The sequence below is a fragment of the Brachybacterium sp. AG952 genome (assembly GCF_004362645.1).
GTDB lineage: Bacteria > Actinomycetota > Actinomycetes > Actinomycetales > Dermabacteraceae > Brachybacterium > Brachybacterium conglomeratum.
Genome location: NZ_SNXV01000006.1, coordinates 198,765 through 210,769, shown reverse-complemented (window position 1 = coordinate 210,769; position 12,005 = coordinate 198,765). Strand labels below are relative to the sequence as shown.

13 protein-coding genes are annotated in these 12,005 nt (G+C 71.0%); 11 read left to right on the top strand and 2 right to left on the bottom strand.

What is annotated here, in order from left to right; all coding sequences use genetic code 11:
- Positions 1-2 precede the first annotated feature (2 nt).
- The 9 genes from atpB (at position 3) to DEU31_RS14690 (ending at position 7,591) form a co-directional block, all read left to right on the top strand.
- Positions 3-899, top strand: coding sequence for a F0F1 ATP synthase subunit A (atpB, locus tag DEU31_RS14730; RefSeq protein ID WP_010549598.1), 897 nt, complete (start codon positions 3-5; stop codon positions 897-899).
- Between the two features lie 110 nt (positions 900-1,009).
- Positions 1,010-1,237, top strand: coding sequence for an ATP synthase F0 subunit C (gene atpE / locus DEU31_RS14725; RefSeq protein ID WP_010549597.1), 228 nt, complete (start codon positions 1,010-1,012; stop codon positions 1,235-1,237).
- Positions 1,238-1,247: 10 nt separating this feature from the next.
- Positions 1,248-1,793 (top strand): F0F1 ATP synthase subunit B, encoded by a 546-nt coding sequence (locus DEU31_RS14720; protein ID WP_010549596.1) that lies wholly within the window; start codon positions 1,248-1,250, stop codon positions 1,791-1,793.
- Positions 1,794-1,802: 9 nt separating this feature from the next.
- Complete coding sequence (locus DEU31_RS14715; RefSeq protein ID WP_010549595.1) at positions 1,803-2,615, top strand: F0F1 ATP synthase subunit delta; 813 nt, start codon at positions 1,803-1,805, stop codon at positions 2,613-2,615.
- An 83-nt stretch (positions 2,616-2,698) separates the two neighbouring features.
- Positions 2,699-4,324, top strand: a complete 1,626-nt coding sequence (atpA, locus tag DEU31_RS14710) for a F0F1 ATP synthase subunit alpha (protein WP_010549594.1) — start codon at positions 2,699-2,701, stop codon at positions 4,322-4,324.
- 72 nt (positions 4,325-4,396) lie between these two features.
- Entirely contained in the window at positions 4,397-5,311 is a 915-nt protein-coding gene (locus DEU31_RS14705; RefSeq protein WP_133677676.1) for a F0F1 ATP synthase subunit gamma, read from the top strand.
- A 62-nt stretch (positions 5,312-5,373) separates the two neighbouring features.
- Positions 5,374-6,846 carry a F0F1 ATP synthase subunit beta gene (gene atpD, locus DEU31_RS14700; protein ID WP_010549592.1) on the top strand — a complete coding sequence of 491 codons (1,473 nt, stop codon included), beginning with the start codon at positions 5,374-5,376 and terminating at the stop codon, positions 6,844-6,846.
- Positions 6,843-7,124: a F0F1 ATP synthase subunit epsilon gene (locus DEU31_RS14695; protein WP_133677675.1), complete on the top strand. Its 282-nt coding sequence runs from the start codon at positions 6,843-6,845 to the stop codon at positions 7,122-7,124. The genes atpD and DEU31_RS14695 overlap by 4 nt, the downstream gene beginning before the upstream one ends.
- Before the next feature lie 17 nt (positions 7,125-7,141).
- Positions 7,142-7,591 (top strand): DUF2550 family protein, encoded by a 450-nt coding sequence (locus DEU31_RS14690; protein ID WP_133677674.1) that lies wholly within the window; start codon positions 7,142-7,144, stop codon positions 7,589-7,591.
- 106 nt (positions 7,592-7,697) lie between these two features.
- Here the strand turns inward: DEU31_RS14690 and DEU31_RS14685 are convergent, their stop codons facing one another.
- Both DEU31_RS14685 and nucS read right to left on the bottom strand, forming a co-directional pair.
- The gene (locus DEU31_RS14685; RefSeq protein ID WP_133677673.1) at positions 7,698-8,936 is read right to left on the bottom strand and encodes an amidohydrolase family protein; all 1,239 of its coding nucleotides are present in this window, start codon (positions 8,934-8,936) and stop codon (positions 7,698-7,700) included.
- Positions 8,937-8,970: 34 nt separating this feature from the next.
- Positions 8,971-9,678, bottom strand: a complete 708-nt coding sequence (gene nucS, locus DEU31_RS14680) for an endonuclease NucS (protein WP_062950313.1) — start codon at positions 9,676-9,678, stop codon at positions 8,971-8,973.
- A 233-nt stretch (positions 9,679-9,911) separates the two neighbouring features.
- Here nucS and DEU31_RS14675 point away from each other — a divergent pair, with 233 nt between their 5' ends.
- Together DEU31_RS14675 and DEU31_RS14670 are read left to right on the top strand one after the other, a co-directional pair.
- A complete protein-coding gene (locus tag DEU31_RS14675) occupies positions 9,912-10,886 on the top strand; it encodes a hypothetical protein (RefSeq protein WP_133677672.1) in 975 nt (324 codons plus the stop codon).
- A complete protein-coding gene (locus tag DEU31_RS14670; protein ID WP_133677671.1) occupies positions 10,883-11,971 on the top strand; it encodes a hypothetical protein in 1,089 nt (362 codons plus the stop codon). Before DEU31_RS14675 ends, DEU31_RS14670 begins: the two co-directional genes overlap by 4 nt.
- The last annotated feature ends 34 nt before the right edge of the window (positions 11,972-12,005 follow it).

The following is a 12,005-nucleotide window of genomic DNA, read 5'->3' as shown; positions in this document are numbered from 1 at the left end:
CCATGGAGGCCGCATCCGGGACGGCACCGATCGAGAATGACACCGAGGCACGGCACCCCGCTGTCGGCCCCAGACCACGGGAGATCGAGCTGAACACCGCAGACCTCAGCCCCACGCTGCACGCCGAGGACGACTCGTTCTTCCACATCCCGACGCTGGGTGAGTTCTTCCCCGACGCGATCCTCTTCGAAGGCACCGTCTTCGAGTTCAACCGGGTCCAGCTCGTGCGTCTCATCGTGCTCGCGGCCGTGCTCATCTTCATGTGCATCGTCGCCTCGCGCGCAAAGCTGGTCCCCGGCCGGGTCCAGAGTGCGGTCGAGCTCGTCATCGACTTCGTCAACAACAACATCATCGCGAACACGCTGGGCCTGAAGGACGGCAAGCGCTTCGCCCCGATGCTGATCACGATGTTCGTGTTCATCCTGTCGATGAACCTCGCCGGAGTCGTCCCCGGCCTCAACCTCGCCGGGACCTCGGTCATCGGCCTGCCGTTGCTGATGGCGCTGTGGACGTTCGTGACCTACGTGGGCGCCGGCATCCGCAAGCACGGCTTCCTCGGCTACCTCCGCGCCGAGACGATGCCCCCCGGCATCCCGTGGCCGATCTACATCCTGCTGATCCCGATCGAGCTGCTCCAGGTCGTCGTGATCCGCTGGGCCTCACTGACCATCCGACTGCTGGCGAACATGGTCGCCGGGCACATGATGATCGTGGTGTTCATCGGCATGACCCACGCGCTGCTGTTCTCGGGCGACTGGCTGATCGCGATCTCGCCCTTCGCCGGCGCGATGGCGATCGGGATCTACGGATTCGAGATCTTCGTGGCCGCGCTGCAGGCCTTCATCTTCACGATGCTGACCGCCGTGTACATCCAGCTCGCCACCTCCGACGAGCACTGACCCCCGCTGCGGCGGCAGGTCACCCGGCCCCGCCGAGCGGTCCCCGACCTTCCCGACCCCCAAGAACCTGATCGTCGCCCCCAGCGCGGCACAACGAAAGGAAACACCCCATGGAGTCCACCATCCTCGCTGAGGTGACCGGCAACATCGCGACCCTCGGATACGGCCTCGCCGCGATCGGCCCGGGCATCGGCCTCGGCATCCTCGTCGGCAAGACCGCCGAGGCGCAGGCCCGTCAGCCCGAGATGCGCTCGCAGCTGCAGACCACCATGCTGATCGGTGTGGCGTTCACCGAGATCCTCGCGCTGCTGGCGATCGTCACCGGCCTGATCTTCTGAGGCAGAGTCGATGATTCTTGCCGAAGGAGCAGACACCGTACCCGGCTGGCGGCTGCTCATCCCGCTCCCGGAGGAGATCGTCTGGTCGGCGATCTTCCTGCTGATCTTCGCGGGCGTCTTCATGAAGTTCGTGCTCCCGCGCATGAACGCCGTGCTCGACGAGCGCAGCGAGAAGATCGAGGGCGGCATCCGCCATGCGGAGCAGGTCCAGGAGCAGGCTGACCAGCTCAGGAACGACCAGGAGCAGGAGCTCGCGGCGGCGCGTCAGGAAGCCGCTGCGATCCGCGAGAAGGCGCGCGCCGACGGCCAGAAGATCGTCGACGAGGCCCGTGCCCGTGCCGAGGCGGAGAACGAGCGCCTGCTCTCCGCAGGACGCCAGCAGCTGAGCGCCGAGCGGGTAGCCGCCTCGACGGAGCTGCGCGGCGAGGTGGGAACCCTCGCCAGCGATCTCGCCTCGAAGATCGTCGGGGAGTCCCTCACCGACGACGAGCGCTCCCGCCGTGTGATCGACCGGTTCCTGGACGACCTCGAGTCGAGCCAGACCACCACCCGATAAGGACCCGTGATGCGAGGAACCTCCTCCACCTCCTTCGCCGAGGTGCTCCGACAGGCAGAGGCCGCCCCCGCGGCCGACGCCGTGCCGGACACCGAGGCCGAGGAGCTGTTCTCGATGGCCGATGCCATCGACTCCAGCAACCAGCTGGTGCGCATGCTCTCCGATGCCGGCCGCCCCGCGGCCGTCAAGGAGGCCGCCGTGCGCTCGCTGTTCGAAGGCCGGGTCGGGCCCCGGACCCTCGAGCTCGCGCTCGAGGTCGTGCGGCGACGCTGGTCCGAGCAGGAGGACATCCTCGACGCCCTCGAGCTGCTCGGGGTCTCGACCCTCCTCGACCTCGCCCTACGCGAGGGAGTGCTGGAGCAGATCGAGGGGGAGCTCTTCCAGGTCTCCCGCCTGATCGACGGCAGCGGGGACCTCACCTCGGCCCTCGACGGAGCTCGGGACGAGCCCGCTCGTCGGGCGGTGCTGCTGCGCCGGCTGCTGGAGGGCCGCGTGCACTCGCTCACGGTCATCCTCGCGGCGCGCGCGGTCGGACGTCGCAGCGAGCTCAAGCCGGCCCGTCGTGTCGAGGAGTTCGCGCGGTTCGCCGCGGACCGTCGCCGGCGCGTCTTCGCGGAGGTCGCCAGCGCCGTCCCGCTGAACGAATCGCAGCAGGCCCGCCTCTCCGCGGTCCTGGCCGGCATCTACGGCCGTGAGGTGCAGCTGAACCTCCAGGTCGACCCGGAGGTGGTCGGCGGGCTCCGGATCCAGGTCGGCGACGACCTCTACGACGCCACCGTGCTGGCCAGGCTCTCGCGGGCCCGGTCCTCGCTCGTGGCCTGAACCAGCCCTCGACGCCCCGGCGTCCCCCAGCACTGACCAGACACTCCCCATCGCGGGGAGACCGAGAGGAAGCGAAGCACCAGATGGCGGAGCTCACGATCAGCCCGGAGGAGATCCGGAACGCCCTGGACACCGCAGTGTCCACCTACCAGGCAGGCGCCACCGAGCGCGAGGAGATCGGTCGCGTCAGCGAGGCCGCCGACGGCATCGCGCGCGTCGAGGGCCTCCCGAACGTCATGGCCAACGAGCTCGTCCGCTTCGAGGACGGCACCCTCGGCCTCGCCCTGAACCTCGAGCTGCGCGAGGTCGGCGTCGTCGTCCTCGGCGAGTTCAGCGGCATCGAGGAGGGCCAGCAGGTCCGCCGCACCGGCCAGGTGCTGTCGGTCCCTGTCGGTGACGGCTACCTCGGCCGCGTCGTGGACCCGGTCGGTGCCCCGATCGACGGCCTCGGCGAGATCGAGACCGTCGGCCGCCGCGCCCTCGAGCTGCAGGCGCCCGGCGTGATGCAGCGCAAGGCCGTCAAGGAGCCGATGCAGACCGGTCTGAAGGCCATCGACGCGATGACCCCGATCGGCCGCGGCCAGCGTCAGCTGATCATCGGCGACCGCCAGACCGGCAAGACCGCGATCGGCATCGACACGATCCTGAACCAGAAGGCCAACTGGGAGTCCGGCGACCCCTCGAAGCAGGTCCGCTGCATCTACGTCGCCGTCGGCCAGAAGGGCTCGACCATCGCCTCCGTGCGCGCCACCCTCGAGGAGGCCGGCGCGCTGGAGTACACCACGATCGTCGCCGCCCCCGCCTCGGACCCCGCGGGCTTCAAGTACATCGCCCCCTACACCGGCTCGGCCATCGGCCAGCACTGGATGTACGAGGGCAAGCACGTCCTGATCGTCTTCGACGACCTCTCGAAGCAGGCCGAGGCCTACCGCGCCGTGTCGCTGCTGCTGCGCCGCCCGCCGGGCCGCGAGGCGTACCCCGGCGACGTGTTCTACCTGCACTCCCGCCTCCTCGAGCGCTGCGCCAAGCTCAGCGACGAGATGGGCGGCGGCTCGATGACCGGCCTGCCGATCATCGAGACCAAGGCGAACGACGTCTCGGCGTACATCCCGACCAACGTCATCTCGATCACCGACGGCCAGTGCTTCCTGCAGTCGGACCTGTTCAACGCGAACCAGCGCCCGGCGGTCGACGTCGGCATCTCGGTCTCCCGCGTCGGCGGCTCCGCGCAGACGAAGGCCATGAAGGCGGTCTCGGGCACCCTGAAGCTCTCGCTCGCGCAGTTCCGCGACCTCGAGGCCTTCGCGATGTTCGCCTCCGACCTCGACGCGGCCTCGAAGCAGCAGCTGCACCGCGGCGCTCGCCTGATGGAGCTGCTCAAGCAGTCGCAGTACTCGCCCTTCCCGATGGAGGAGCAGGTCGTCTCGATCTGGGCGGGCACCAAGGGCAAGTTCGACGACGTCGAGGTGGAGGACGTCCGAGACTTCGAGGCCCAGCTGCTGGAGCACCTGCGCCACAACGGTGGCGTGCTCGAGACCATCCGCACCACCGGCAAGTTCGAGTCCTCGACCGAGGAGGAGCTCTCGAGCATCCTCGACCAGGTCAAGCAGGACTTCCTGGCAGGGAAGGGCGAGGGCGCCGCGCGCACCGACGAGAACGGGCGCTTGGACGCCGGCGAGATCGAGCAGGAGCAGATCGTCCGAGGCTGATGCGAGCTGCCGCCGTCCCGCACGGGGCGGCGGCACCCGCCGGCCACGCACCGATCTCGCACGAGGAGAGCAATGGGAGCCCAGCAGAGGGTATACAAGCAGAGGATCCGCTCCGCCCAGGGGATGAAGAAGATCTTCAAGGCCAAGGAGATGGTCGCGGCCTCGCGCATCGCCAAGGCGCACGCCAGGGTGGAGGCGACCACGCCGTACGCCGAGGCGCTCACCCGCGCGATCGGCTCGGTGGCGACGCACTCCACGGAGATCTCGCACCCGTTCCTGGACAGCGAGCGGCACGAGACCGGCCGCGTCGGCATCCTGATGATCACCGCGGACCGAGGCATGACCGGCCCCTACTCGCACAACGTGATCCGGGCCGCCGAGCAGCTGGCCAACACGCTGCGCGACGAGGGCAAGACCCCCGTGATGTACGTCGTCGGCCTCAAGGGCGAGTCGTACTACCAGTTCCGCAACCGGCCCCCGCACCGCGCGTGGACGCCGTACAAGGAGAACGAGATCCCGGAGCTCGGGCGGGAGATCGCCTCGGTGCTCACCGAGGACCTCCTCACCGAGGACCCTGAGGTCCACCTCGATGAGATGTACGTGGTCGGCACCCGCTTCGAGTCCCGGTTCCTCCAGCGCACCACGTCCGTCCGCATGGTGCCGATGGGCCTGGTCGAGGCGGGCGCCGAGCAGGACGCGCCCACCTACCCGCTCTACGAGTTCGTGCCGGACGCGGACGCGGTGATCGAGGAGCTGCTGCCCCGGTACATCCGCTCGCGCATCACCAACATCCTGCTGCAGGCGATGGCCTCCGAGCACGCCTCCACGCAGCGTGCGATGAAGACCGCGACCGACAACGCCCAGACGCAGATCGACAAGTTCACCCGGCTGGCGAACTCCGCCCGCCAGGCGGAGATCACCCAGGAGATCACGGAGATCGTCGGCGGCGCCGACGCGCTCTCGGGATCCGGCCGCACCGAACGCTGAGACATCCGCCGACAGATTGTGGCCGACCTCGCCCCAGCGTCGGCTCGACATGGAGAGAACACATGACCACCACCACTGACAGCCAGGCCCCCGTCGCCTCGGCGCCGACCGCCTCCGGGCGCGTCGCGCGCGTCACCGGCGCCGTCGTCGACATCGAGTTCCCCCCGGGGAACATCCCCGACCTCTACAACGCGCTGACCATCCAGATCGAGGACACCGGCTCGGGCCTCGAGGCGTCGACCCTGACCCTCGAGACCGCCCAGCACCTCGGCGACGGCATGGTGCGCGGCATCGCGCTGAAGCCCACCGACGGCGTGGTCCGCGGCCAGGCCGTGACCGACACCGGCGCCCCGATCTCGGTGCCGGTCGGCGATGCGACCCTCGGCACCGTGTTCGACGTGATCGGCACCCCGCTGAACAAGCCCGCCGATCAGCTGCAGATCTCCGAGCGCTGGCCCATCCACCGCAAGGCACCGAACTTCGACCAGCTCGAGTCGGCCACCCAGATGTTCGAGACCGGCATCAAGTCGATCGACCTGCTCACCCCGTACGTCAAGGGCGGCAAGATCGGCCTGTTCGGCGGCGCGGGCGTGGGCAAGACGGTGCTCATCCAGGAGATGATCTACCGCGTGGCCAACAACCACGACGGCGTGTCGGTGTTCGCGGGCGTCGGCGAGCGCACCCGTGAGGGCTGGGACCTCATCGAGGAGATGACCGAGTCCGGCGTCATCGAGAAGACCGCCCTGGTCTTCGGCCAGATGGACGAGCCGCCGGGCACCCGTCTGCGCGTCGCGCTCTCGGCCCTGACCATGGCCGAGTACTTCCGCGACGAGCAGGCGCAGGACGTGCTGCTGTTCATCGACAACATCTTCCGCTTCACCCAGGCGGGCTCCGAGGTCTCCACCCTGCTGGGCCGCATGCCCTCCGCGGTGGGCTACCAGCCGAACCTGGCCGACGAGATGGGCGTTCTCCAGGAGCGCATCACCTCGACCCGCGGCCACTCGATCACCTCGATGCAGGCGATCTACGTCCCGGCCGACGACTACACCGACCCGGCCCCGGCGACGACCTTCGCCCACCTCGACGCCACCACGGAGCTCTCGCGAGAGATCGCCTCGCGCGGCCTCTACCCGGCGATCGATCCGCTGGCCTCGACCTCGCGGATCCTCGACCCCCGCTACGTGGGCCAGGACCACTACGACACCGCGGTGCGCGTGAAGCAGATCCTCCAGCGCAACAAGGAGCTGCAGGACATCATCGCGATGCTGGGCGTGGACGAGCTGTCCGAGGAGGACAAGGTCATCGTCTCGCGGGCACGCCGCATCCAGCAGTTCCTGTCGCAGAACACCCACCTCGCCAAGCAGTTCACCGGCGTGGACGGCTCGGACGTCCCCATGAAGGACACCATCGAGGGCTTCAAGGGCATCTGCGACGGCGAGTTCGACCACATCACCGAGTCGGCCTTCTTCAACGTGGGCGGCATCGACATGGTGCTGGAGAACCAGCACCGCATCGACAAGGAGCTCGGCGCGTGAGTGCGCTCGAGGTCACCTTCGTCACCGCCGACCGGACCGTCTGGACCGGGCAGGCCTCGCAGGTGGTCGTGCCCGCGATCGACGGCTCGATGGGCATCCTGCCGCAGATGCAGCCGACGCTCGCGATCCTCGGCGACGGCATCATCCGGATCCACGACCTGGACGGCCATGTCGACGAGCGCTTCGTGTCGGGCGGCTTCGTCTCCGTGGACTCGGACGTCGTGACCATCGGCGTCGATGATGCGGAGGCCCAGGCGCCGCACGCCGACCGGATCTGAGCGGCGGCGCATCGCAGATGGACGACAAGGGCATCCCGATCCTCCTGGTGGGGGTCGGGATGCTCGTCGTTCTGGTGGTGCTCGCAGTGCTGCTGGTCGCCCAGCGCCAGGTGCTGGGCTCGCGCACCCGGGGTGCCTTCGAGTGCTCGCTGCAACGGCGGGGGATCGTGGGCGGTGAGCGCTGGCAGCACGGCATGATGCGCTTCGGCACCGACCGCCTGCGCTGGTTCCGTGCGTTCTCGGTGCGGATCGGTCCCGAGGTCGTGATCCGCCGCGGTGAGATCGTCGAGGTGAACCGGCGCCGGCTCCCGGCCCGTGTCGAGGGCGGCCAGGAGGCCTACCTGCTCGCCTTCACCCTGCGCGACCGCCGCGAGGTCCACGCGATCGTCGACCTCGTCCCGGGTGCGGCGCTGAACTCCTGGCTCGAGGCCGCGCCGACGGGGCTCGTCATCGGCGACGCGGACTGAGCCGAGCGGTCGGCGGCGGGGCCGAGCGGTCGACGACGGGCCGGGCGGACTCGGGCGGCGCCGGGCCCGGACCACCGGGCCGGACGGAGCCCCGGCAGGCCCGGCCTCAGACCTCTTGGCCGCCCCGCAGCACCGTGACCGGGCGCAGCGCCCGGTCCACCATCAGCACATCGGCCCGTCGACCGGCGGCGAGGGACCCGATCTCGTCTTCGAGCCCCAGCACCCGGGCAGGGACGGTCGAGGCCGCGCGGACCGCGGCGACCAGCTCGACGCCCGCCTCGAGCACGGCAAGGCGCAGCACCTCGACGAGGTGCGCGGTCCCGCCCGCGATCGCCCCGCCCTCGGTGAGCGTGGCGACGCCCTCCTCGACGGTGACGTCGAGCGCGCCGAGCCGGTAGCGGCCGTCGGCCATCCCGGCGGCGGCCATCGCGTCGGTGACCAGCACGACGCTGTCCTCGGCGGCGATCGAGAAGACGTGCGCGACGGTGCGCGCATCCAGGTGCACGCCGTCGGCGATCACCTCGACCACCATCTCCCCGCGCGAGGCGGCATCGAGCGCCGCGAGGGCCGGGCCCGGGTCGCGGTGGTGGATCGGGCGCATGCCGTTGAAGAGATGGGTCGCCGTGGGCAGCGGGGAGCGCCCGCGGCGGCGACGCAGCGCCGCGATCGAGCGGTCGACGGCGCGGGTCATCTCCGCGCTGCCGCCGTCGGTGTGGCCGAGCGAGGGGACGGCGCCGCTGCCCGCGAGCACGTCGATCACCTCGTCGGCCCCGGCGGACTCGGGGGCGACGGTCATCGTCGCGAGAGCGCCGCCGGCGATCTCGGCGAGCTCGCGCACCAGCGCCGGGTCGCCGTCGGTGAGATGGGCGGGGTTCTGCGCCCCGCGGCGGGCCTCCGAGAGGAAGGGACCCTCGAGGTGGATCGCGGCGATCTCCCCGTCGCGATGGAGACCGGCGAGCTGGGCGACCTTCTCGCGCAGCGTCGCGGCGTCGGCGGTGACGAGGGAGGCGACGAGGGAGGTGGTGCCGTGCCGGCGGTGCTCGAGGACCGCGGCGAGCATCTCCTCGGCGCCCTCGGAGTCGGGGAAGGAGGCGCCGCCGCCGCCGTGGCAGTGCAGGTCCACCAGCCCCGGCAGGATCAGCCCGTCGTGCTCGAGCACGCGGTCGTCCTCGGGCAGGAGCCCTGCGGGCGCGTGCGCGGCGGGGCCGGCCCAGAGGATCCGCTCCCCGGCGCAGAGCACCAGGGCGTCGGGGACCAGCCCCTGCTCGAGCACGGCGGTGCCGCGCAGGGCGAGGTCCGCGGTCGGCGCGGAGAGGTCGGTCGGCACGGGCACGTCGGTGGGCATGCGCACTCCCGGGGTGGGACGGAGGGGACGGGGCTCAGAACAGGCGCGACTCCGCGTCGTCGATGCCGCGCAGGGCGTCGTAGTCGAGGGTGACGCAGTCGATGCCGCGGTCGCCGGCCAGCACCTTCGCCTGCGGCTTGATGGCCTGGGCGGCGAAGATGCCGCGCACGGGGGCGAGCAGCGGGTCGCGGTTCAGCAGCTCGAGATAGCGGGTGAGCTGCTCGACGCCGTCGATCTCGCCGCGGCGCTTGATCTCGATCGCGACGGTGCCGCCGTTCTCGTCGCGGGCGAGGATGTCCACGGGGCCGATCGCGGTGAAGTACTCGCGGCGCACCAGCGACCAGCCGTCGCCGAGCGTCTCGATGTTCTCGGCGAGGAGCGCCTGCAGATGCGCCTCTACGCCGTCCTTCTGCAGTCCGGGATCGACGCCGAGCTCGTGGGAGGAGTCCTCGAGCACCTCGTGCAGCCGCACCCGGAGGCGATCGCCGGACTTGTCGTGGACCACGTCCCACTGCTCGATCCAGTCGCCCTCGGGATCGGACTCCGCCTCGGCGTCGTCTCGGCGCGAGGTGGTGAGCGTGCAGGGCGGGCTCATCCAGTTCAGGGGTTTGTAGCTGCCGCCGTCGGAGTGCACGAGCACGCTGCCATCGGCCTTGACGATCAGGAGCCGGGGAGCGAGCGGCAGGTGGGCGGTGAGTCGACCGGTGTAGTCGACGGAGCAGCGGGCAACGACGAGACGCACCCCGACAGGGTACGACACCTGCGGCGGGCCTCTGCCGACCCGGCGGGGCGCGCCGGGAGCCGCGGCGGGGGAGCGGCCCGGCGCCGATGAGAGGGCGATGAGAGGGGTGTGAGAGGTGCTTCACCCCGGGTGCCCATGCTCACGGGGGCCTGGTCGCCGGCGCGCCGTGCTCGTATCGTGGAGCGGTCCCGTGTCCGGGGCCCTGACGGCCCCCATCGAAGGAGCAATCCACCGTGCAACGACTCCTGGCCGTCCTGCTGGTCCTGATTGGACTGATCGGACTCGTGCTCGGCCGTCTGGGCGAGACCACCTGGGCCCCCGAGACCGAGACCACCGCCACGGCGACCCTGGAGGATCCGGGTCCCGCCGTCGTGATCGACCCGGGCGTGCTCTACGTGGGCGGCGAGGAGGGGGAGGTCGTGATCGAGGGCGCCTCCGACGTCTCCGTGATCACCGCCTCGAACAGCGACATCGACGCCTATCTCGAGGGCGTCCACCACACCCGCGTCACCGGCGCCTCCGACTGGAGCACGCTGAGCACCGAGGACGTCGAGCCCGACGGCGCCGCGGAGATCTCCGACCCGACCGGCTCGGACCTCTGGCGCTCCGTGGACACCTCCGCCAGCCCCTACACCCTGGACATCGCCGAGTTCTGGGCCGCGGAGAACGGCGAGAACGAGCAGGTCTACCGCTCCCTGCTGATCGTCACGGACGGCACCGCCGCCGGCGCCGACAAGATCTCGATCACCTGGCCGGTGGACGAGGAGAACGAGTGGGTGCCCTACGCCTACGCCGGCGGCGCCGCGATCGCCGTGATCGGCCTGGTGCTCCTGGTCGTCTCGATCGGCCGCCGCGGCGACGAGGACGAGGACGAGCTGCTCGAGGAGCCCCAGGAGGCGCGCTCGAGCGAGGCGCGCACGTCGCTCGCCACGGGCGGCGCCGCGGCCGGGGCCGCGGCAGGCGGTCTGTCCGAGGACCGGGACGGCTCCGACGCCCCGCGCGCCGAGGACCCCCTGGACGCCCCCGGCGCCCGCGAGGTCGGCGAGCAGAGCGTGTGGTCCTTCGGCGACCGGGCCGACGACGCGGGGACCGGCGCCGACGGCACCGCCTCCGACGCCGGCTCCGACGGCACCGCCTCCGACGCCCCCTCCAACGGCGGCTCCCCGGACGCGGACCCCTCCGGCGACGCGGACCAGGAGCGACGATGACCCCCCAGACGCTGCGCGGCACCGCGCGGAAGGACACCGTGATGAGCACTCGACCCGTCGGCCGCCGTGGCCTCCTGCTCGGAGCCGGTGGCGTGCTCGCCACCGGTATGCTCGCCGCCTGCGGCTCCGAGCCCTCCGCACCGCCCGCACCGCCCACCGGCAAGCAGCTCGCCGAGCCCACACCCGTGCAGACCACCGAGCAGATCGAGGAGATCGTGCCCGAGGTCAACGCCGCCGTGGTCGCGGCCGACGAGGCGAAGGACGCCGCGAAGCTCGCCCCGCGCGTGTCCGGCTCCGCCGCGGAGTTCCGCAAGGCCGTCTACGGCCTGATCGAGAAGGCCCCCGAGTGGGCCGAGGACCTCAAGGTCCCCGGCGCCGGGACGATCGTGCCCATGAGCTCGGTCAGCGCCGAGTTCCCGCGCGTCGCGATCGCGCTGGTCGAGGACTCCGTGCAGGACGGCGTGCCGTACTTCCTGGCGATGCAGCAGAAGGACGCGAAGTCCGGCTACACCGCCTGGGGCTGGGCCCAGCAGGCGGTCGGCGTGGACATGCCCACCGTCCCCAACGCCGTGGTCGGCTCCGAGGCGCTCACCGCCGATGCCGAGGGCCTGGTCATGACCCCGGCGCAGGCGCTCGACCTCTACGCGAAGGTGCTCACCGACGGCGACGCCGCGGACCCCGACGACAAGCTCGCCGCGAACCCCTTCCAGACCGGCACGCACGAGCGCATCCAGGCCGAGCGCAAGGAGCTGAACAAGGGCGTGGAGTGGGACGAGGCCGGCACCATCCGTGAGACCTACTCCGTGCGGGACGGCGAGCTCGCGGGCCTGCGCACCGAGGACGGCGGCGCGATCGTGATGGCGACGCTGATGTCCTCGCGCAAGGTCGCGATCAAGGACGGCGCGACCATGCGCTACGCGGAGGACAACAAGTACACCAAGGTGATCGGCTCGCGCGAGTTCACCAAGCAGTACGTGCGCGAGTTCGGCACCCACGTGGCGCTGTACATCCCCTCGGCCGACGCCGGGGGACAGGTCCAGCCGATCGGCGCGACCCAGACCGCGCTCGCCGCCAGCGGGGAGTGACCCGCCGGCGGTGACCGCGCCCGCGGCTCGTCGG